The organism is Paenibacillus endophyticus, assembly GCF_014192395.1.
Taxonomy (GTDB): domain Bacteria; phylum Bacillota; class Bacilli; order Paenibacillales; family Paenibacillaceae; genus Pristimantibacillus; species Pristimantibacillus endophyticus.
In genome coordinates, this window is sequence record NZ_JACHXW010000035.1 from 1 (window position 1) to 22231 (window position 22231).

Consider the following 22231-nt stretch of genomic DNA (forward strand, 5'->3'; position numbering starts at 1 on the left):
CGGAATGCGATTTGAATGCCCGCCATCGGAACATAGTTAAATAGAAACAAAAGCAAAACCGCCGGTAAAATCATGACATACTGCCAACGATATTTGTATAATTGTGCTAACATGATGTCGCATCCCTCCTTCTGTTACAAATTGTAAGGGGTTACAACCAGTTAAACCATATAACGATGATTGGATTTTCATCGTAATGATTTGCTCTTTGTACGATAACAAAAAAACAGGCAGCCATGAGGCCACCTGTTTTCTTTTCGTTATTGGGCGGAAGATTTTTATGTCCAATGAATTTGTTTCCAAGTTGACTAAGTACATATTTACTCTCCGTACGCACTTAGACAGCGCATATGTTACGACTTCTGATAGCTACGGCGGAAGGCACCAGGTGTCAGCCGTTCAAGCTTCTTGAAGATAGCTCCATAATAGCTGGCAGATTCGAAGCCGACTTGATGAGCAATATCCTGCATCCCGTGCTGCACATTGTCGAGCAGCAGTTCCTTGCTCTTGTTGATCCTTACCTGATTGACATAACTAATAGGGCGAATGCCTGTCGTCTTCTTGAACAAATGGCAAAAATATTCCGGTGTGACGCACAACAATCCCGCGAGCGTATGCAAAGCAATCTCTTCAGCAAAATGCTGGTCAATGTAATCCAAGACCGGTTTTAACCGCTCATACTGCTGCCCGACGGTATCGCTGCCTTCGACAGAGACGCGCTGTATAATTTCCGTCAATAAGGTATAGAGTATGGCGGAACAGGCGTAATTGCTTAACGTTTGCTCTTGCGGCGTAAGGGCAGCTTGCAGCAGCTCCCGCATGCGGGATAAAAGGTATTCGGGCGATGCAAGCGCGAATACGCATGTGTCTACAATGCCGACTGTTTCAAACAAGCTCGCTGACCCGCTGCCATCAAAGATAATCCAGTCGACTTCCCAGTTCCCCGACAAAGCATAGTATTCGTGCTTCTGACCGGGGAACAGCAGCATGCCCATGCCTTGCTTGACGATATACTCCGTTTCGCTTAACTTGAGCTTGCCCTCGCCACTGCGGCATTGAATCCACTGATAATCGAGAATGCCTCTGTCTCGGCGTATATGCTCCTGTTCATGATGCAGGCCAATGCCAAGCAAATAAAAAGGGAGCAGCTTGTCTCGGGCGGAAAGTACCGGAAAAGCGCGATTGGGATTAAGCATGAAACCAACTCTCCTGTTATCTTAATATTGTTATATCGTATTAATTATTTAAGATTTTCACTCCAGTTAATATATCATATAATCGCAATATATTGATGGACAAAGGAGATTATAGAATGGCGATTAAGATCGGAATTGATTATTATCCAGAGCAATGGACTCCCGAGCTTTGGGAGAAGGATGCTGCGCTTATGCAAGAGACGGGTGTTGCAGTTGTACGATTGGCGGAGTTCGCCTGGAGCCGAATGGAGCCTACCGAGGGTGATTATCGGTTTGAATGGTTAGATGCAGCTATAGAAGTGTTCGCCGCACGCGGCATGGAGATCGTATTATGCACACCTACCAATACGCCGCCGAACTGGATGACAACCCGTTATCCCGATGTGCTGCCAAGGGATGAGCAACGTCAAATCATCCGGCCGGGTGTGCGTGGACATCGCTGCAACAACAGCTATTCCTTGAGAATGCTGGGCTCCAAATTTGTGGAAGTGATGTCACAGCGCTATGCGAAGCATCCCGCCGTCATTGGCTGGCAAATCGATAACGAGATGCACTATCAGGAATGCCATTGCGATACGTGCAATCGTGCATTTGTCGCTTGGCTGCAGAAGCGTTATTCCAGTCTGGAAGAGATAAACCGGGAGTGGGGCATGGTTGTCTGGAGCGGAGAGTACAGCAGCTGGGCCGAGGTAACGACGCCGCTCGGTACCAGCAAACCGATGAATCCTTCTTACCTTCTGGAGTACAAGCGGTTTTGCTCGGACAGCGTAGGCTATCTACTGGGATGGCAGCTTGAAATAGTACGCAGAAACTGTCCCGGCCAATTCGTGACGCATAACATGTGGCAATTCCCGAATAGCCTCGACTATTATGACCTATACAAAGAGCTGGACTTCGCCTCTGTCGATTATTATCCGAATGAGCTGTATCGCGATCATGGCGATCGGTTTCCGAGGAACGGAGCGCTGACGCTGGACTTGGTTCGCGGCATCAAGCGCCGCAATTTCTGGGTAATGGAGCAGCTGAGCGGAGCGCAAGGCGCCTGGATGCCAATTCAGCGCACCCCTTATCCCGGACTGATCCGAGCTCGTTCCTGGCAGACAATCGCCCGCGGCGCCGATATGGTCGTCCATTTCCGCTGGCGGAGTGCTGCCGTTGGAGCCGAACAGTTCTGGCATGGGCTTATCGACCATAGCAATGTTCCTGGACGCAGGTTCAGGGAGTTCGCGGAGCTTACTCGCGAGGTGAACCAGCTGGGAGAACTGCTTGCAGACTCGACGATCGTTACCCAGGTTGCTATTCTGCATTCGCATGATCAACACACGGCGCTTTCCCTTCAGGCGCAAGCGGAAGGAGGAATGCATTATATAGACAACTTGTCCTCTATGCACAATGCATTTCTGAAAATGGGCGTCGGTACGGACGTTATCAACTGGACCGAGGAGCTCGATGGCTACAAGTTGGTCATTGTCCCGTCCCTCTTTCTGTTAAGTGAAGAAGTAGCGCTGCGGCTGGAGCGATTCGCAGCCGGGGGTGGCACGGTCGTCCTCACCAATCGGACAGGCGTGAAGAACATGAGAAATGTATGTGAGATGCTGCCTCTGCCAGGGCTGCTTGCAGAAGCGGCGGGTGTTGTCGTGAGTGAATATGATGCAATCGGCAACAGCGAACATCGAATACGGAACGCGGCGGGACAGACATTCGCTGCGAAGCAATGGTGTGATTTGCTGGAACTGCGAGGAGCAGAACCGATTGCCTGGTATGACAACGACTTTTACGAAGGTGTGCCGGCGGTCACTGTCAATAAGCTTGGTGAAGGTGAAGTGTATTATGTCGGCACTTGGCCGGAGCCATCGTATTTCTATCAGCTGTTCGAAGGGATATTGAAGGAAAAAGGCTTGGCTCCCAAGCTCCAGCTGCCGGAAGGTGTCGAGCTCTCAATTCGAACGAAGGGTGAGGAAAGCTTCCTGTTCCTGATCAATTTGACGAATGAGCAACGTGAGGTTACGCTTGACGTTCCCTATCGCAGCTTGTTGACGAGCGAGAGATCGGAGCAGAAGATCACGCTGCCTGCTCTGGGAGTAGATATTCTAACTTTATAAGATCAAGCAGCTTGCATCTTGCTAAGGGCTGTCTCACAAAGCTGAATACTTTGAGGGACAGCCCTTTATCGATGTTCAACAGGAGTGTCGATGTACCTTACCCTAGCTTAATTGCTTTAAGTCTGAACGATCCACTTTCATAGTCTTTCTGATGATAAGCAAGGTGTAGTCCTAATTGCATGAGCCTGTCTCCCCCATAGCTTAACTTTTCACCATCGTCACCTGACCAAACTTCGTATTCAAGTTCCGGGTTAAGCCCATCAAGCCGCAAGGTTCTTCGCCTTGCATTCGGGACGGCCATCACTTGGAAATAGTACACAACGGCTTCCTCTTTGTCTTCGGATACAAACATCCAAGCCGATTCGTTCCCTTCAAATGGACTCTTCAAGCGATACATATCGCCTTTTTGAACTAAACCACGAATTTGCTTGTAGGTGATGACTTGATTTTTGACGATCTCTTTTTCTTCATCGCTGAATTTGGTTAGATCAAGCTCATATCCAAAGTTTCCAGACATAGCGACGTTCCCTCGAAAATCAAGTGGCGTAATCCGTCCAACTTGGTGGTTAGGTACGGCTGATACATGAGCTCCAATTGCGCTTACAGGGTAAACAAGGCTGGTACCGTATTGTATCTTTAACCTTTCTACAGCATCCGTATTATCACTTGTCCAGGTTTGAGGCATATAGTAGAGCATTCCAGGGTCAAAGCGGCCTCCTCCACTTGAGCAACTCTCAAACAAAATATTCGGGTATGCCGTGGTGATGCGTTCCAACAGCTCGTACAAGCCTAAAACATAACGATGGGAAGTCTCCGATTGACGTTCAGAGGGCAGTGAAGCGGAACCCATTTCAGTTAGAGCACGGTTCATGTCCCATTTCACATAAGAAACCGGCACGCTGGAGAAGATCGCTGAAAGGGAGTCGTAAATATAATCTCGAACTTCCTTTCGAGTATAATCCAGCACGAGCTGCCACCTTGCTTCGCTGCGCCTGCGTCCAGGAACATGAAGACACCAGTCCGGATGCTCCCGGTAAAGATCGCTGTCCGGCGATATCATCTCGGGTTCAAACCAAAGTCCGAATTGAAGCCCAAGTCGATTAATGCGTTCCGCCACATCCGCAAGTCCGTCCGGCAGTTTTCGGCGATCCTCGTACCAATCACCAAGAGATGAATTATCGGAATCCCGCTTGCCGAACCAGCCGTCATCCAAGACGAACAGCTCAATTCCTAGCTTCTCCCCTTCTTCCGCTATTGCTAACAACTTTTCAGCATTAAAATTAAAATAAGTAGCCTCCCAGTTATTGACTAGAATCGGCCGCTCTTTATCCCGATATTCCCCTCGGCATAGCCTTGTCCGGTACAAGCGATGATAAGTACGCGACATATCGCCTAACCCTTGCTTAGAATAAACCATAACGACTTCCGGTGTTTGGAAACTATCGCTTGGATTCAATAGCCATGTGAAGTCAAAGGAATTCACTCCCATGCTAATTCGCGTAGAGCCGAATGAATCCACTTCAGCTACCGCTTCAAATCCACCGCTGTATACTAAGCTGAAGCCGTAAGCCTCACCATGGTTTTCCGTTGTTTCTGGAGTGACCAACGCGTAAAAGGGGTTTAATTGATGGCTGCTCATGCCTCTCTTGCTATCGATTCGAGTTTCGCCTTGATGTAACGCTCTACGGGTTATATTACCTTCTCGAGCCCAGGCTCCGGTGAGATAGATGATTTCTAAGTCCTCTTTATCCGGGAAGTCTACACTTGCACTTAAAGCACGGAGAAGCCGAAGCTTTTTTTTTCCTTCATTACTGAACCGCGCAGAACGGATAATGACATTCCGATCAACAAAAACAGTATAGATAAGGACAACTTTAAGACCCGAATAGGCGTCCTTCAGTTCCAATTCCAAAGTCTCTGCTTCGGTTTCATTTTCTACATAAACGGCTGGAAGTCCAGCTAATGAAGGCTTCCCCTTAAGGAGCTTATATCCTTCGTACTTTAACTCCGTAATTCGGGTTCCATCCTCAAGCTCTACTTGGTAAGCCGGGTTACGAAAATCCCCGCTCCCGTATTGAGGGTATTCTTGGAATAAGCGATCCAATCCAGCCTTCTCGGGAGTGTGAATTAATAAATCCGCCATGGGTTCCCGATGCTTCAGGTTGCCCCCCCAATATACATGGATAGGATATCCATCCTTAATTTGAATTAGATAACTCATGCCGACCGACTGCAGGTGAAAAAGCCCTGTATTCTCTTGAACAATGATGCCCATAAAACTTCTCCTCTCAACACTACCCTCTTAGAGCAAATGTTTTAATGTATTCTCAAAATAAAATATGGTTTTAAGCTTGGCACTAATTAATAGATGCTTTGTCAACTATACAGGAATGATATATCAATACTTAATATCGAGTACATAGCATGATGCTCACTAATTATGTTATAATGCTTGGAATTTAATATGAAGGGGTTATACCATGATTGAGTATTTGTCACGAAGCAAGCAGCACACTGAATTGTATTTAACACAATTTGGCATTGAAGAATGTATTCCGAGTCATTTTTTTGGGCCAGCCATAAGAAGTCACTTTCTTCTTCATTATATTTTGGACGGAGAAGGGATCTTTGAAGTCGACGGAAACAAATACCGGCTTCAGAAGGGTCAGGGTTTTCTTATATGCCCAGCTGTCATTACTTATTATCAAGCCGATTCCAAAAGCCCTTGGTCATATTGCTGGTTTGGTTTTGACGGAACACTGGCAGAATTGCTCCTCAAGCAAGCAGGATTAACGAGGGTATGCCCAATTCTCAACTGTGGTAAAGACGATATGATTTATAAATATTTGAAGTTAATGGCCGAGTCCAATGGAAATCATAAAACGAGAGAATCCAGACTGATCGGTTTGCTTTACTTATTATTGTCCCTACTTGCAGAATATGGACCGGTAACGCCAATTGAGCAACAGGAAAGTCGTGCGGAAATTTACGTAGAAAAGGTGAAGGAAATCGTCGAAACTACCTTTGCTCAGAAAATTACCATTGAGGACATTGCCCGCATAATCGGACTCAATCGAAGCTATCTTTGTTCATTATTCAAACAACAAATGAATACTAGTATCCAAGATTACTTAATTCGTATTAGGGTCCAAAAAGCATGTGAAATGATGGGGAACGTTGAGCTGACGATAGGTGATATCTCCCGCTCCGTCGGCTACAATGACCCTTTGCTCTTCTCCAAAATATTTAAAAAGATTAAAGGAGTTTCCCCTAAGCATTATCGTGCAGAAACCCATTGATCATCCATCCGTATGCCTTTACTAAGGTTCTAAGAGTGTCCTGATTATTATAAAATCAATTTGTTTTTCCTCTACCAACCAAAATCGAAATTCGAACCCGGCAGGGCCTTACCGAGCCCTGCCGCCATACGTTAATCCCGCAGCGGATAGTTTTGAAGATCCGGCAGCTCGTCCTTCGTTACGGAGTAGGGGTGATGGTAAAATTTAATGAGCTGGTCGAGCTCCGTATACTTCTCTGCATATACTCTGCGGCCATCCACCGTATCGTAGACAAAAGTGCCGTACCACGTGCAATTCCATGCCCAAAGGGCTTGATCCCGCAGCATGAGATCCGGGTCAGGAATGGGCCCGTTTTCGGATAAAGCAATTATTTTGTTCATCGCCGTATAAGAGAGAGCCGTCTGAAAACGGTCGAGCTGCGACTCGTAATTTCGATCAGGAGGATATATATCTTCACCAATAATATCGACGTATTCATCCCCCGGATACCAATCCGCATGCTGGCCGTTCCACACCCAAATTAAATGATTCAGCTTATGCCTATTCGTCATTCGCTCATACATTAGCTTCCACAGCCGAATGCATGGGTCAGCCCCTTTCGCCCCCCACCAAAACCAGCCTCCTGATGCCTCATGCAGCGGTCTCCAGAGTACCGGCACGCCTGCATCCTGAAGCCTTTGCAGCTGGATGGAAATGGCGTCAATATCCCTAATAAGCAGCTTATAATCCTCGGAATCTTCATCAGCCATCGCTTTCTGAACGTCAAACGTTGTTGCTTTCGTATAAAAGCCGCTACCCCATGTTCTGTCCGGCGGCAAATCAATTAAATCCTTCGGCGCATTCCAATGCCAGCAAAAGGTGACGATGCCTCCGCTTTGCCACCAATCGATGGCAATATCTGTATCGAAGCATTCTGCCCCGCGCTCTGTGCGCGAGGGTGAATAATTCATGAAATCAAAGCCGTATACGGCTGGATATTTACCCGTAACTTCATGCAGGATTTCAAGCTCCGGTGTGGACACTACCCCAATTTGCTGGCCGGTCAGTATGCGGGTTCCATACATGTCGCACAAATACGACATCAGCCTTTGGGCACTTTCATCAGCATTCGGATTTACAAGGTTAGGCTGTACATTAAAACGAGGTTGTCTCTCCGCATTCAACATTTATGGTATCTCACCTTTCTCGTTGTCTTCTGTTTATGTTTATCATTCTATGCACAGCAAACGATGCGCTAACCGATAATGCCGCTGCGCTCGACACTCTCAACAAAATAACGTTGAACGACCAAATACAAGATGATAAGCGGAATAATGGCGAGCAAAATGCCAGTGTCAATAATCATCGCAACATGGTTTGGATCGGCCTTCACGTTGGCGCCGCCTATGGCACCCATCAATCCTGGAATCAATGCATTCGCTTGGGCGGATAATGTCGATATTTTAATCGGCATAAGTGCTGATTCACTCATAAATAAGGAAGTGAAGAAGGTATCGTTATATTGCCAAACGAAGCAAAACAATACGACCGTAATTATCGGCGGCACTGCGTTTGGCAGCATGATTTTTAAAAATGTTTTCACGCCGCCAGCACCGTCGATCAATGCGGCTTCCTCGATTTCCTTTGGCATCCCTTTAAAAAACTGGCGGAAAATATAAATGAACAATCCAGCTTTCAGTCCGATCGCAGTCGCCGAAGTAATGATCGAAGGCCAATACGTATTCAGCAAATTAACGCCTTGCTTGCCAGTAAATAAATGAAGCACGCCAAGAATGTCAAAGCTTCTAAAATGAAGATACATCGGTACCATCAGCGTGCTTGTCGGAACAAGAATCGTCAGGATGACCAAAGCAAACAATAAGTTGCTGCCCGGGAAGGAGAACCGGGCGAAGCCGTACCCTGCCAATGCGCAGGAAGCGGTGGTTAGCAGTGTGGTTACGATGACGAATACCAAAGTATTCCCGAGAAGCGGAAAGTAGTTCAGAATTTCCATGGCCATCTTCATGTTGTCGAGTGTAAAGTTGACGGGTACCATGTAAATCGTTGGGTTGTAAATATCGATTTTGTCTTTGAAGGCTACAGAAAACTTCATGAGCAGTGGGTAAATAATGATGAACGATATACCGATAACAAGCGCATATCGAAAAATGGCGTATAAGGTATCGATCGTCTTATTTTTTATTTTCAGCAGCCGATATTTATTGTCCTCGGTGCGAACAGCTTGTGAAGCCTCCATATGCAGCTTCCTCCTTTGCTTTTAACTCAGTTGTAATGCACTCTTCTCGATAGCAGCACGCCGATTATGACCAAAATGACGCTTATGATTATCGTATATATCCAAGACATTGCAGCACTGAGCCCGAAATTTTGCGTCGTGAACGCAGTGGAGAAAATCATATCGGTTACTGCGCTGCCCGTAAATGAATCAATAATCGTATAAATGACATTCGTCAGGATTAGCGGACTAACTAACGGGAATGTAATTTTCCAAAACGATTCGTATGCCGTTGCCCCTTCCATCTTGGCTACCTCATACATTGCTCCTGGAACAGATTGCAGAGCAGCTAGGAAAATAAGAATCTGAACGCCCGAGCTCGTAATAATGTCATATATTCTTGTAATCGCTTGAACGATATAATCAACGAAAGAAAGCGGCATCCCGATATCGCTTAGGATCATGACCATGGACATGATATTGTAAGTAGAAGCGGTTTCGCCCATTTCATTGACGACGGTTGAATCGCCCACCAAATTGATTAATCCCGCCGTCTCCGCAGCCGATATCGCATTGGAAGCGAGTATGACCGGCAGAAAAAATATGGCTCGCGCGAGTACTCTCCCCCGGAACTTCTGATTGAGAAGCGTAGCAGAGAAAAGGCTGAAAAATAAAATCATCGGCACGTTTAGCACCATTTCCGAAACCGATTGCGTCAATATCCGATTAAAGGTAGCATCTACGAACAAGGCTTCTTTAAAGTTGGCCCAGCCCACCGGCTCCAGTATAAAACCGCTTGGATTTACCGTTAATTTGCTGAAGCTAAATCGGATGGATTGGATCAGCGGCGTCGCGAACATGAATACGAATCCAAGCAACCATGGGATAATAAATGCCAAACCTAGAAGTGAACGCTTATGCCGTAAAGCTAGCTTATATCCGTTCATGAACGTTCACCCCTACCCAATAGTTTTGAGCTTCGACCGTATTGCCATTAACGTTGACTTTTTTGTCGGTGTAATTAATGATAATCGATCGCCCATTGCTGTATTGCACCTCAACCACGCCTTCTTGATGGCGAATATGGTTTATCATTTGTACGGCTTCTACTCCGGAGAGGACGTCATTCACTTCCTTGTACATCGACACCGCTTGCTCGTACCAATCTTTGTAATACGTAGAGAACATCCTATCAAAATGAGTGAATTTCAGTTTCGAAGACGATTCATAACTCCATGCAAAATGCGGTGCCGAGCCAAGCTCGATAGACCGTAGCAGCTGACGCTGCAAATCCTGTTCGTCATCCAGGTTAACCGCGCCTCCGGAATAGTCCAAATAACCGTGAATGACCATTTGGTAAAAAGGAACTTCCTCATCCGTTATGACGAACCCGCTCGATCCCGTCGGCACATGAATCAAATGATCTGCAAATGGCCAAGCATAAGCATTACCTCCGGAAAGCATCACCTGATCAACACGCTCTTCGATGTTTTCAAGCTGTTCCTCCACGATTTTTTTGGCCGTTTCGCGTTGAATCACCCTGCTTGAGCGATAATCAGAGCTTAGCAAGCTGCCAAGGTCGCGAAGCGCTAATCCTTGCATGCCAAACGATTCATACTTATTCATAAAAGTATTTACGTAATAAGGAAGCTTTGCCGGCGATAACAAATAGTAAGAGCCCAACATCATGTCCATTCGGCTCAGCGCCCTATTGAATGGATATAGCTCCGCTTCTTCGCGCGTAACGAATCTTGAAGCATCGGAGGAAGGCGCAAACCCGCCGTCATCATGATAAATTTGTTGGAAAGCGACATCCGGGAACAACATCCCTCCTGACTGTTCCAGCTGCTTCCATAAATCAATGAAATCCGATTTGCTCCCAAGCTCGCGGTCTACGTTCAGCTTAACAGGCGTTTGATGATTGACGCCGTTTCCGAACCAGCCTGTATACCGCATCATCAGCCGATCGATTCCGTCCGCTTTCAATTGCTCAGCCATTTGCGAGGCTTGCTCAAAGGAGGTCATTGAAATGACGGAACTGTAAGGAACGCCAAGAAACGATTTTCTTTTGTCGACGGCTCCGAGAATATCCAGATAAAAAGGAATTTTTTGATCTTCCTTTATTGGCTGGAGCTTTTCCTCCTCAACGAGCCTGTCGCGGTAAAGCTTTGCCATTCCCGAATAGTTCGCCTTGACGCCAGAGAGAAAACTATAGCGGATTTGAATATCGCCCTTATAAATTTCTTCATTCAGAAGTTGGATCTCTTGGATGGTAGAACCCGTATAAAGTTCCAGCTCGTCTTCACCGCGCAGCGTATAGCTGCTATGAATATAATTGTAGGAATTTTTTTTGCCGCTAATATCTGCCGATATGCTGGCGACCGCATCGCCTTCCTCAATAACGGCAAACCATGCTGCGCTGCCTGCCTTCATTCCGAATACAGGCATTCGGGCGCTCTCGCTCACTTGGCCGCGCCTGAAGCTGTTATCGTTCGGATCAAAGCCATACACCTTCTGCACGTATTGCTCTTCCTTCACTTTACCGTTGTTCAAATGAATCAGGCTGCCCGTTCCGTCCGGCACGAACATGTAGCCTTCATTCTCTTTATCCGCCGCTCCAAAAAAGTTAAGCAGTTCTATGCTGCGAATTTGATATTCGCCGCTTTCTTTGACTTGATTGACCGGAACGGATGCAACCAGCGAACCGCCATCAATTCGGTACTCTAAAGGAATAACGAAATTCGGCTTGGACGATCCACCTGCGCTTGCCCCTCCATTTTCCTGATTGTCAAAAGCAAGATCTTCCTCGGTATAGCCCGCCTTCGCAAAAGCAGCAGTCATTTTGTTCAGCACGAGCTGCTTTGACACCTGCGCGTCCAGACGTTCTAAAATATCCGGATTATCCTCTTTCGGATAATAGCGAAGCCCGACATATTTGGCCGTTGTTTTATCAAGTTTGGAGAGTACCTTCTCTTCCATTCTGGCTTTGCTTATATATTTCGGCAAAGCATCAACGCCGATTGAAGTATCGCCAATCGTATACGTAATACGAATCCCGTTCTCGATGCTTTCGGCCGTAAACTGCTTATTGCCGATGCTTTGTGAGAAGTTGGTGAAAGTATCCAATGTGCCGACCGCATCACGAAATAAAACAGTTAATTGTGATGATAATATCTCCTTCTCAAAGCCTGATGCGATAGTATCCTTACTCCGATTAGGCGGATTGCTATACCAAACCTGGCCTTGCTGCTTATCCCTAACGGCTACCTCCGTCGTTTCGGCGTTATAATACAACGATAATTCAGAGTTGTCCGCCACAAGCTTCATTCCCGGTAATCCTTGTGATGAATCCGGCAATGCCTTTATCGCGCTTCCTGTCTCTAATTCGGTTGTCACTTTCATATAAGCGGCTGCTTCAACGGCTTTAACTCCACGACTCGCAAACCATATTGCGGAGATGACGGCAATGCAAATGGCTGCGGTACAGGCCAACACCGCAACCAGCATTTTACGATTTTTCACGGATGCGGCCTCCTTTACGTACGGAAAATGAGTTCTCGATAAATGTTAATGAAAAAATCCGCCATTTGCTGGAGCATGCTTAACACCAGCGTACCTAGAAATACGATGATTCCCATGACAATGACCGTCAGCGCCATCGTTGTAATCGTTTTAAAAACTGAATATTGATGCACGGTCATCGTTCCCACAAACAGCAAAACTAAAAACCATATGGTTGATAACGTCATTATCAAATAATAAAAAGCCGTTTCTTCCTCAACCATAAAACGGCTGGCAATCGTCATAGGTACGTATATAATCACGAGTGGAACTAACGCATACCCTGTTGCCATCAAGATTTCCTTAAACTTTCCTTCTCCATCCATCAATGTGGTTATCGCCCAATTGGATATGCACCACAGAAAAAATGGAAATACGATCGTTACCAGCTGCGTCAAGCTATTCAAATAACGCGGATCGTTATAGTTGACAAGAAACCCAGCAAACTGATTTCTCAAAATAACGGCAATGATAACCAGCAGCAAAAAAGTCAAGGCAACCTTTACTTTTCCTTTGTTGTCATACTTCATATCCCAAAAGCCGTCGAACGGATGAACGATGACATGCAGCGGAAACGTGATGAAATCCTGCTTCATAGCGTTTTGCCCTCCTTAAGGGTTTGCGAAGCGAAATTCGAAATCGTAAGCTTCCTCTTTTGCCTGCGAAAGTTTACCAATCTGAACGCCAGCCATGCTGCTGCCAAGACCAACAGTACGGTCAGGAATGTTCCAAAATGCTCCTTCATAACTTCCCTGCGATACCTTTTGTACGCAACAGAATAACTCTCCCGATCCATGCCGAGCTTAAAGTATTTCAGCGCCTCTCCGTTCTTCTTATCCATTAGCAGAGATTTGCCTATGCCTATATAGGCAATATCATAGTTGCTGTTTAATCGCAGCACCTCTTGCCAAATCGGTACTGCCTGTTCATCTTCGCCGTTATAGTGCAGCTTCACAGCCTTATTTACGCTGGAACCAAACTTCGTCGGTTCAAAGACAACGATGTTGCTTTTGCCGCGATCAAGCACAAGCTGATTTTCGCCCAAATGCTCGACAGCTACCGGAATTTTAAAGGTACCGTTCTGATTTCCTTTACCGCCGTATACATAGAGCAAATCGCCCTCGTCATTATAGGTGAATACTTTACCTTGATTTGCGTCAAGAACGCTGTACATGCCGTTCCCAATCACCTTTACATCGATCAACTTCGATGGGCCTACGGCAATACGGTAGCGAATATCGCCTACGACATCGAAGTAGCCAAACCGCTTCAGCACGTCTTCACCTGAAGGGTTAAGCCTTTTAACCGGTTCCTTGGAATCAGGATCAATATTTGTTGCGTACACAAAACCTTTTGCATCAATGTCAATATTCGAAAATTCTGTGGGGATGAACAGCACCATTTGCGCTTTCTGTGCTTTGGTCGAAAGCAAGCGCCAAAACATTTCCGTATAGTCGCGCTGAACTTTATTTGTACCGACATAGCCGATAAATTGACCTTTTTCATCGAACTGCATAATGCCTTCGTATATGCCTTTGGCTACGACGTAGATCCTTTTGGCTCGGTCGACCGTCACCTTTAGCGGGATGAATTTAAAATCCTTGGGTAGAACATCGGACGCAGGCTGCTCAATGGTTTTAAGCAGATTGCCATCTTTCGAAAGCACGACTATTCGGCCATTATCCGTATCTGCAATATAAAGATTTTCCTCTTCATCAACAAACAGCCCCGATGGATTTTTAAAAGCTACCGTTTCCCCGTCTTTCTCGTACCCGTTAAATAAGTGCTGTACCTTCCACTGGTCGTTTAAGCTGACGATGCGAGCGTTGCCGCTGTCAACGACATAGATCATGCCGCTTGAAGAGACAACCATATCGCTTGGCTCCACAAAGTCGCCTATGCCAATGTCTGCTCCGGAAATCGAAAGTTTAGGTACATATGCCGCAGGAGCCGGAACCGCTTCTTCCCAAAAGTTATAATTGTAGCTCTCGTATGGCGTCGACGCAGCAGACGCCGGTGCAGGCGCAGCTTGAATGAGCAATAGGGAAGCCGCCGCGATGACGAGAAACCATTTTTTCGCTGACATGTGCGTTTCCCCCTTTAATCTTTCATTCCAGAAGTAGCCATCGTTTCGATGATTCTGCTTTGCGAGAAAACAAACAGCGTGATTGGAACGCTCATCAGAATAAGCGCTACCGCTGCTGCTGCTCCTGCGCGGGCAATACCTCCAGCTACAACCTGGTTAGCGGCAAAGTGGAGCGACTTAAGCTGCTCGCTGTAAATGAAACCATTGCCATCGCTGCCCCAAAGAATCTGGAACAGCAAAATAATAAGCGTCAACCATGCCGGTTTTACATTTGGCATGACAATGGTCCAGAAAATGCGGTATTCGCTCGCTCCGTCGATCTTTGCCGCTTCAAGCAGCACATCGGGAATTTGTTCCATAAATTGCTTCATTAAATACAGACCAAGCGAATAAGCGAATGCGGGTATGATGACTGCCCAATAGGTGTCAATCAGGCCTAACCACGACATAATCATATAGTTAGGTATAGCGGTAACTGCTGGCGTGAACATCAGTGATAGAACTACGATGCTGAACATAAAGCTTTTACCTGGAAACTTATGCTTGGCAAGCGGATAAGCGGCAGCCGATGCGAGCAGGACATGACCGATTATTCCCATTCCCGTTATAAAAAAGGTGTTGAAAATGTACCGCGAGAACGGAACCCAGGAATTGCCCAACAAACCGAATAAGTCAATGAAATTATTCATAGTCGGATTGCGGACAAATAGTGTTGGAGGGAACATAAAAATTTCATCCAACGGTTTGAAAGCATTGTTGACTGCATAGATAAGCGGCACGACCATAAAGGCTCCAAACGCAGTCAGTAAAACGAATAACGAGAAGCTGCCCCAAAACGATCGATTGACCCGTTTTCTTGGGATTCGAAATGAGAAGTTCATGTACTCATTCACCTACCCTGCGAAGAAGTTTTTGAACGATGAGATTCGATCCCACCATAATCATGAATAAGACAGATGCGATGGCAGAAGCGTAACCCATCTCAAAACGGGTCGTTCCGAAATCGATCAGATGAGTAACAATCGTTTCGGCCGCGTAGTTCACGCTTGGAAAACCTGCGAGAGCTATTGAAACGTCTGCAACCGCAAAGGCTGTCGTAATCTGAATGACGGCTCCGAACATGAGCTGCGGACGCATCGAAGGCAATGTGATGAACCAAAGCTCTTGCCAACGGTTTCTAACGCCGTCTACAGCACCCGCCTCGTACAATGTTCTATCGACCGTTTGCAGTCCGGCAATAAAAGCAAGGAAGCCTGTTCCTAAGCTGAGCCACAGTTGGACGAGTATAATGATCGGCAATATATAATCCTCGGTTTTCAGCCACTGCAGCGGCTCTAGGATAAAGCCAAATTTGAGCAAAATTCCATTCGCAATGCCATAACGGTCACCGGAGAAGATCATGAGCCATATGAAATATACGTTCCCGGAAATGGACGGCGCATAAAATACTAGCGTCATGACCGCTCTGAGCTTCGGTGACAGTTCATTAATAATCCATGCAAAAACAAAACAAGCGATATAACTGATAGGGCCGGTAATGACGGCGAACAGCAGCGTGTTCTTCACTGCAATGAGAAACACGTCATCGTCTAAAAATAATCGCGTATAATTTTGCCATCCTACAAATCTTGGAAACTCGAGCATATTGAAGTATGTAAAGCTAAGTACGACCGACACCAAAACCGGCAGCACGGTAAACAAGGCGAACAACACCATGTACGGAGCCAGCAAAACATAGGAATGCTTATTGGCTTTCACTTCCCGCAACTTCAGGTTCCACCAATTTTGCACGCTTGACCCTCCCCTCATTATTGCGGTAACCCGAACTCTTTCCGTTTCGTGCTGATCTCATCCTGCATATATTGGACATAGTCCATAATGGATTCGCGAGCTTCCACTTGACCGACTACCGTTTTATAAAAGGCATTAAATAGATGCCGCCCCGTAAAATAACCGCCTGGCACTTCCGGAACGCCTTGTACCCATTCAAACTGCGATTTCAAATTCTCATAGTCGTCCACAGGCCATGGCAAGCTGTCTAAAGCTTTAATGTTCGCTGTCGGATAACGCGCAGCGGCGCCCATTAAACCTTCCATTTCCCGTCCAAACACTGTTTGCGTCGCTTCGCTTGTCCACCATTTCATGAACTCCCATGCCGCATCCTTGTCTTTGGCTTTTTTCATCATGACAACCGCGCTTCCCCCGCTTGGAACATCGCGATGAATGGAGCCGTCCTGTTGAATTGTTCCCGGTATGGGCGCGAAGCCCCACATGCCGCGAATCTCAGGTGCGAATACGGAAAGCTGGTTATAGGTGGTATAATCCGCGATCCCAATCGGCATCTGGCCTGTACGGAAGCGATTAGAAAAATCATACTCACGCTCTAATTTGTAATCCGTATAAAATTCGGTCCATTGCTTGAACGTTTCAATTCCAATCCGTGAATCGAGATCGGATTCTTTGCCTCCGTTGCGGTAAAGCTCCCCGCCGTTTTGAAACAACAGCGTTGCGTACATCGAGTTAGGCGGAATATTTTGCCCCTGCACAGCAGCCTGCGCGACGACAGGCAATCCGAATTGCATATGGTTTTTACTAAGCACGGCAAGTAGGTTAGACACATCATCCCAAGTTTGGGGGATATCTAATTCCAGCTCGTCAAGCACGTCCTTGCGGTAAAAGAGCATGTTGAACGTTTGTGTTTCCGGCAATGCGTAAACGCCGCCATCATAGCTGTAAGGAACGATAGCGCTAGAACGGAACCGTTCTTTTACTTCTTCGAAATCGGCAAACTGAGTCAAATCGGCCGAAGCGTTGCGCATCGCAAAATTGACCGGCAAATCATTTTCGATTTGCATTGCGATATCAGGACCTTGATTCGCCAAAGTAGCAGGCAGAAGAGTACCCATATTAACAAGCTTGAGATTGACATTGATGCCCGTCACCGAAGTGAAATTTTCATCAATCATCGCCTTCATGGTGTTGGCTTGATCTCGTCCGCTTCCAATCCAAACCGTAATCGATTTTTGCTCGTCATTTTCAGAAATATTTCCGATCTGGTTGTAATCGGTGAAGAACGAGGATATGAAAGTCGATGTCTGATGCTTCAACTTAGAAGTAAAGCCCATTCCTTTCTTCGGCCACTTCTTTCCAGGTGATGCTACATAAATCGCATCGATCTCAAGCGGCTGCTGCCTTGCCTGCTGAACCCATGTGCCAAGTCCGCCAGTATTTGTTTTGTATGCCCCGAGCCTTCTCGGAACCGTCTCCGGCTTTTCAATCATTTCGTCCAATTGAACGGCCATCGTTTTGAGAAGGGCTTCTTGGTCACTGGATTGTCCGGATAATTTGACAAGCTGTTTGGCAATGTCTTTAAGACGTATACTTTCTTCATCAAATACCTTAAGCAAGTCAGGAATTTTTTTGTCTATCTGATAATCTCGGTATTCATCTGGTTTCGTTCCTGTAATCATCAATATTTTGCGATACATTTCATTCAGATTATAAAGACTGCCTTCGACTTCTCGGATTAATGGCGCGAATTCGCCAAGGCTAACCTCGAGCCTGAGCGTATGTTTGCCTTTTTCCAAACGATACATATAGGGAGAATCGCCGCCCATCACATCAAGCCGATAAGCGCTTTTATAGCGGAAGGCAACTTTTTCCATTTCCTTAAAAGGAATTTCGCCGTCGATGGTCAATCTTCGAGTCGAGTAAATGCCTCTGACGTAATTCTGTTGTGTCTTAAATGCAATATTGTAAAATCCCGTTTCTGGAACGTCGATTTCCCATTCCATCCATTGGCCCGGAAGGCGCCAATTTAGGCCGCCGATGGTATTGATTTTTATTTTCGAAGCGCTATACGGGGTTACAGCAGCACTTGAACGTTCGCTGAGAGGATATAAGGTTGGCGATGATTTCGCAATCGAGGCTTCCCCTTCAACCGTTATCAATTGGCCCTCCGTCGCCTTCATGCCCTTCGCTTCATATTGTTGAAGCACTTGATCGTAGGTTAATGGCGAAGGCTGTTGAAATAATTTCAAGCGCTTAACGACCATCGGTTCCCTTGTCGATTCAAGCGCAATCGTATGTTTGCCCTGCGAAAAATAAAATAGGAATGGCTCGTTCTCATATCCGTCTGAATCTTGAAACGACTTTTCGCTCCATCTTGGCTTTTCTACTTGCTTTGGTCTTAGTTCGTTGCCTTGGTTGTCTCGTACAACCTCAGACTTCTGATTATTCCAAATACGGTCAAACTGTAAGAAAGCAGCTTCCCTGAAAGGACGTTCTCCATCAATGCTCAAATCCCGTTCGATAGCCGAGCTTTTCCCTTCAATAGGATAATAGAGCAAGGACAAATGATATAAACCCGCTTCATGCACATCGAAAGACCATTCCAGTGTGCCTGATTCCCCTGTTAATAGGGAGGTTCCGTCCATCCCCTCGAAATCTTCAAGCTTCTTAAATTCAGTCCCTTCCACACGGGAATATTTTGCTGCTTCCAATATAATCTCTCGCTCTGGTCTCGCAGCCGCTTCATATTGCGATAAATAATCATGATATTTTTGTTCATTATAGGACGATTTTTTGTTAGATTCAGTGCTGACTGTATCCTCCATTAAAGCAAGATTCGGACTTCCGACTGCCTGTACCTTAGGTACTGAAGGAAGTGCAATGAATACCGCCAAAACAAAAGGGACTATCTTCCTTGCCACATTGGTTAGCCGCAAATTGCTAATCACCAGAAGTCCTCCTTACAAGCGTAAACGGTGTCTCCGTCCTTAGGCGGGGCAGCTTACGTTTTATGGTGAAATATAAGACTGTATATCTTCATTCATTTATTTTCTGCGTGATCATACTAGCGGGGGAGGTTACATAGACATCCCCCGCCTGTACATTAAGATCGGTGCGTATGTTTACTTGCCAAGCTTGGCTATGGAAGCTTCTGCTTCCGGCTTATATTTCTCTGCAGTCGCAGTAACCGATTGATTATTCACAAGAATATCGGTCAGAAACTTTCCGGTAGGAAATTCAGGATAAGCGTCGTCCAGCAAAATTTGCCCAGTGCCAGTGATATGATCACGCTGCATGGCAACGTCTTCCTCATGATTGTAGAGACCTTCCAGCCACTCTTGGCTAGGGAACTCTTCCGTTTGAGTGATGTCAAATGTTTCTTCATAAATCTGGTAAACCAACTGCGCATCCTTAACGCCTTTTGGAATAAACTTCGCGGCTTGACCTGGGTTAGCATAGGTTACTTCCGGACTTCCTTGCGGACCGTTTGGAATTGGCACAACGCCGATATCAAAGGTTAATTCGCCGATATTCCAAGCCGGGGCCTGAAACATTGCTACGTCGCCGTCTTTAAAGGTATTAAATTCTTCATAATTCATTCTGTCGCCAGTTTTTACTTTAACAACGTTCTCCGTATTGTATAAACGGTTTATAAATTCAGCTGCCTCAATCGTTTTTGGATCTGTCAAGCCTTGAACGCCAGTCGCCTCGTCAACGATTTTCCCGCCGTTTGCGGCAGTAAAGTTACGAAAAATATCAGTTGACCAGCCGGAAAAGCCATACACGTCATTTTTGCCGTCATTATCTGTATCCTTTGTCGCCAGCTTAGCGATTTCTAAAAACTTATCCCAGTTCCAAAGCCCGCCTGTGTATAGTTCTTGAAGATCTGGAAGCCCAAGCTTTTTGAACAAATCCCTGTTGTAGTGCATAGCTGTTCCGCCTGCGCCCGGGTTGTCGAATGCATAAACCTCGCCGGCAATAGGAGGAGCTTTCGCCATTAGGTTTGCTTCATTGTTGATATTATTAGCCGTTGTCGTATATTCACTAATCGGAAGCAGTTGGCCTTTCAAAACTGCAGGCAGTGCTGCTTTATATTCCATTTGAACGATGTCGGCAAACGGTTCACCTGTCAAAACGGTAGCCGTGAATTTAGGCATGTATTCTTCAAAAGGAACGTTTACGAATTCAATTTTAACGTTATATTTTTTCTCTACTTCTTCAATCTTTGCTAGTCGCTCTTTCTCAGAGGTTGTTGTTCCAGCTGGCTTCAAATCCCACCATGCTGCGATTCTGATCACGCGGCCACCCATATCCACTGGCTCCGGCGTCGCTGTTGCTTCCTCAGGAGCTGCTGTCGCATCTGTGACAGCGCTTTCTTTTGGTTCGTTATTCGTTCCTTTATTTCCGCCGTTCTCACCGCTGCAAGCTGTAAGAATAAGCATGAAACATAACACCAAAATAGATAACCCTTGTATTTTTCTCATGACCGAACCTCCCGTTTTTTACATTCATCAGTTGGTATAACGTAATCACTTTCATTTTAAAACGCTTGCATAACATACGAAAAAAATTTCACCTCAAATCCAACAAGCAATCACCTCATTTTTGTTTTGTTTTGTTTTGTTATTTAGTTTTGTTATTTTTATGCATAACAAATGTATCACCGATAACAAATTTGGTCAATTGTTTTTTATTTGTTATTCGTAATAACAAAATTGAGTTTCTTTGATGCACACACTTTATCGTTTGTGCGCTTGTAATCCACAAAAAAACCCGTTATATTATATCAAATAACAAAATAACAAAATATAAAATTTCATTAATGAAATAAGATGAATGATTCCTTGATGAGGAAATAATCTCACAAACTATGAAAACAAAATAAGGTAGGATGACAATCATGAGGCGTAAAGTAACCATTCAATCTATTGCTGATTATACGGGGCTATCAAAATTCGCGGTTTCTAGAGGACTATCCGGAAAATCAGGCGTAAGCCCGCAAACAAGAGAGCTTATACTAAGAGCGGCAGGACAGCTCGGTTTTTTTAAGGATACACAGGCCGCACCCGTTCCAAAAGAACTTCTGGACATTGAATCGCGGAGTTGGTCAGGTACGATTCTTGTGCTTTTTCCGAATGTGCGGTATCAGAATACTGATTCGTTATATTGGGGTCCGATTTTTAACGGCATCTCCCTAAGGCTCAATCAGAAAGGCATGAACATTTTAACCTTAACCGAGCCAACGGATGACTCCATGTTTTCTCTGTTGAATCCCGAAGCAATTATGGGAATAATAACAGTCGGATCAATTTCCACGCCTGTTTTGTTAGACATCAAAAGATTAGGCATACCAGTCGTGATGGTGGACCATTATGATCCAAAATTTTATTGCGATTCTATTTTCACGGATAACCTATCCAGCATGAGAGAGATTATGAGTTCCGTTATTTCAAAAGGATACAAAAGCTATCAGTTTATAGGTAACATCAGAGACGCACAAAGTTTTTACGAACGGTATCTTGGATTCCGCTCTTCTCTTGAAGACCATGATATCGAATTAAAACAGATCCCCTCGCTAAAGGGACCTGAGATCGATACTTTCCATGATACGTTTAAGGCTGCTGTCTTAGAGCATGGCTTGCCTGAGGTGTTCGTCTGCGCCAATGACACATTTGCATTATTCGCATTGGATACCTTGAGGGATATGGGTATGGAGATACCTGAAAATCTTGTTTTTACCGGCTTCGATAATACGCATCCGCAAATACCATTTTTGGCAACCGTAAATGTCGATAAGGAGCTGCTAGGAAAACGGGCTGTTGATCAAATGCTTTGGCGCCTGCTCAATCCCGCCACAAGCTATGAGAAAATACTTATTCAAGCAGAGGTTATGGTAAGAAATTAATGCATATTAAAGAAGGTTTATCTTTAAAGCTTTTACGCCTTAAAGCTAAACCTTCTCTTTTGATGTTTCTCAACTC

15 protein-coding genes are annotated in these 22231 nt (G+C 45.5%); 3 read left to right on the forward strand and 12 right to left on the reverse strand.

What is annotated here, in order from left to right; translation table 11 throughout:
• Positions 1 to 353 precede the first annotated feature (353 nt).
• Positions 354 to 1196, reverse strand: a complete 843-nt coding sequence (locus FHS16_RS31000) for an AraC family transcriptional regulator (protein WP_183571504.1) — start codon at positions 1194 to 1196, stop codon at positions 354 to 356.
• A 116-nt stretch (positions 1197 to 1312) separates the two neighbouring features.
• On the opposite strand from FHS16_RS31000, the gene FHS16_RS31005 reads away from it, so the two are divergent.
• Positions 1313 to 3298, forward strand: a complete 1986-nt coding sequence (locus FHS16_RS31005; RefSeq protein ID WP_183571506.1) for a beta-galactosidase — start codon at positions 1313 to 1315, stop codon at positions 3296 to 3298.
• Between the two features lie 97 nt (positions 3299 to 3395).
• Here the strand turns inward: FHS16_RS31005 and FHS16_RS31010 are convergent, their stop codons facing one another.
• The gene (locus tag FHS16_RS31010) at positions 3396 to 5573 is read right to left on the reverse strand and encodes an alpha-galactosidase (RefSeq protein WP_183571508.1); all 2178 of its coding nucleotides are present in this window, start codon (positions 5571 to 5573) and stop codon (positions 3396 to 3398) included.
• A gap of 205 nt (positions 5574 to 5778) precedes the next feature.
• On the opposite strand from FHS16_RS31010, the gene FHS16_RS31015 reads away from it, so the two are divergent.
• The gene (locus FHS16_RS31015) at positions 5779 to 6597 is read left to right on the forward strand and encodes an AraC family transcriptional regulator (RefSeq protein WP_183571510.1); all 819 of its coding nucleotides are present in this window, start codon (positions 5779 to 5781) and stop codon (positions 6595 to 6597) included.
• 131 nt (positions 6598 to 6728) lie between these two features.
• On the opposite strand, the gene FHS16_RS31020 is transcribed toward FHS16_RS31015, so the two are convergent.
• The 10 genes from FHS16_RS31020 to FHS16_RS31065 form a co-directional block, all read right to left on the reverse strand.
• Positions 6729 to 7763: a glycosyl hydrolase gene (locus FHS16_RS31020; RefSeq protein WP_183571512.1), complete on the reverse strand. Its 1035-nt coding sequence runs from the start codon at positions 7761 to 7763 to the stop codon at positions 6729 to 6731.
• Positions 7764 to 7831: 68 nt separating this feature from the next.
• Positions 7832 to 8833 (reverse strand): carbohydrate ABC transporter permease, encoded by a 1002-nt coding sequence (locus tag FHS16_RS31025; RefSeq protein ID WP_183571514.1) that lies wholly within the window; start codon positions 8831 to 8833, stop codon positions 7832 to 7834.
• Positions 8834 to 8859: 26 nt separating this feature from the next.
• A complete protein-coding gene (locus FHS16_RS31030; protein WP_183571516.1) occupies positions 8860 to 9759 on the reverse strand; it encodes a carbohydrate ABC transporter permease in 900 nt (299 codons plus the stop codon).
• Positions 9746 to 12334 (reverse strand): DUF5696 domain-containing protein, encoded by a 2589-nt coding sequence (locus FHS16_RS31035; protein WP_183571518.1) that lies wholly within the window; start codon positions 12332 to 12334, stop codon positions 9746 to 9748. Before FHS16_RS31035 ends, FHS16_RS31030 begins: the two co-directional genes overlap by 14 nt.
• 14 nt (positions 12335 to 12348) lie before the next feature.
• The gene (locus FHS16_RS31040; RefSeq protein ID WP_183571520.1) at positions 12349 to 12969 is read right to left on the reverse strand and encodes a Yip1 family protein; all 621 of its coding nucleotides are present in this window, start codon (positions 12967 to 12969) and stop codon (positions 12349 to 12351) included.
• Entirely contained in the window at positions 12966 to 14459 is a 1494-nt protein-coding gene (locus tag FHS16_RS31045; protein WP_183571522.1) for an NHL repeat-containing protein, read from the reverse strand. The genes FHS16_RS31040 and FHS16_RS31045 overlap by 4 nt, the downstream gene beginning before the upstream one ends.
• Positions 14460 to 14473: 14 nt before the next feature.
• Positions 14474 to 15340 (reverse strand): carbohydrate ABC transporter permease, encoded by an 867-nt coding sequence (locus tag FHS16_RS31050; protein WP_183571524.1) that lies wholly within the window; start codon positions 15338 to 15340, stop codon positions 14474 to 14476.
• A 4-nt stretch (positions 15341 to 15344) separates the two neighbouring features.
• Complete coding sequence (locus tag FHS16_RS31055; RefSeq protein WP_183571526.1) at positions 15345 to 16268, reverse strand: carbohydrate ABC transporter permease; 924 nt, start codon at positions 16266 to 16268, stop codon at positions 15345 to 15347.
• The gene (locus FHS16_RS31060) at positions 16268 to 19198 is read right to left on the reverse strand and encodes an extracellular solute-binding protein (protein WP_312891141.1); all 2931 of its coding nucleotides are present in this window, start codon (positions 19196 to 19198) and stop codon (positions 16268 to 16270) included. The genes FHS16_RS31055 and FHS16_RS31060 overlap by 1 nt, the downstream gene beginning before the upstream one ends.
• Positions 19199 to 19372: 174 nt before the next feature.
• A complete protein-coding gene (locus FHS16_RS31065; RefSeq protein WP_183571528.1) occupies positions 19373 to 20734 on the reverse strand; it encodes an ABC transporter substrate-binding protein in 1362 nt (453 codons plus the stop codon).
• A gap of 416 nt (positions 20735 to 21150) precedes the next feature.
• Between FHS16_RS31065 and FHS16_RS31070 the strand changes: the two genes are divergently transcribed.
• Positions 21151 to 22155 carry a LacI family DNA-binding transcriptional regulator gene (locus FHS16_RS31070; RefSeq protein WP_183571530.1) on the forward strand — a complete coding sequence of 335 codons (1005 nt, stop codon included), beginning with the start codon at positions 21151 to 21153 and terminating at the stop codon, positions 22153 to 22155.
• Positions 22156 to 22231 lie beyond the last annotated feature (76 nt).

Coding starts and splice junctions, on each gene's coding strand:
- FHS16_RS31000 (WP_183571504.1), bottom strand. CDS start 1,196: ATGCTTAATCCCAATCGCGCTTTTCCGGTACTTTCCGCCCGAGACAAG.
- FHS16_RS31005 (WP_183571506.1), top strand. CDS start 1,313: ATGGCGATTAAGATCGGAATTGATTATTATCCAGAGCAATGGACTCCC.
- FHS16_RS31010 (WP_183571508.1), bottom strand. CDS start 5,573: ATGGGCATCATTGTTCAAGAGAATACAGGGCTTTTTCACCTGCAGTCG.
- FHS16_RS31015 (WP_183571510.1), top strand. CDS start 5,779: ATGATTGAGTATTTGTCACGAAGCAAGCAGCACACTGAATTGTATTTA.
- FHS16_RS31020 (WP_183571512.1), bottom strand. CDS start 7,763: ATGTTGAATGCGGAGAGACAACCTCGTTTTAATGTACAGCCTAACCTT.
- FHS16_RS31025 (WP_183571514.1), bottom strand. CDS start 8,833: ATGGAGGCTTCACAAGCTGTTCGCACCGAGGACAATAAATATCGGCTG.
- FHS16_RS31030 (WP_183571516.1), bottom strand. CDS start 9,759: ATGAACGGATATAAGCTAGCTTTACGGCATAAGCGTTCACTTCTAGGT.
- FHS16_RS31040 (WP_183571520.1), bottom strand. CDS start 12,969: ATGAAGCAGGATTTCATCACGTTTCCGCTGCATGTCATCGTTCATCCG.
- FHS16_RS31045 (WP_183571522.1), bottom strand. CDS start 14,459: ATGTCAGCGAAAAAATGGTTTCTCGTCATCGCGGCGGCTTCCCTATTG.
- FHS16_RS31050 (WP_183571524.1), bottom strand. CDS start 15,340: ATGAACTTCTCATTTCGAATCCCAAGAAAACGGGTCAATCGATCGTTT.
- FHS16_RS31055 (WP_183571526.1), bottom strand. CDS start 16,268: ATGAGGGGAGGGTCAAGCGTGCAAAATTGGTGGAACCTGAAGTTGCGG.
- FHS16_RS31065 (WP_183571528.1), bottom strand. CDS start 20,734: ATGAGAAAAATACAAGGGTTATCTATTTTGGTGTTATGTTTCATGCTT.
- FHS16_RS31070 (WP_183571530.1), top strand. CDS start 21,151: ATGAGGCGTAAAGTAACCATTCAATCTATTGCTGATTATACGGGGCTA.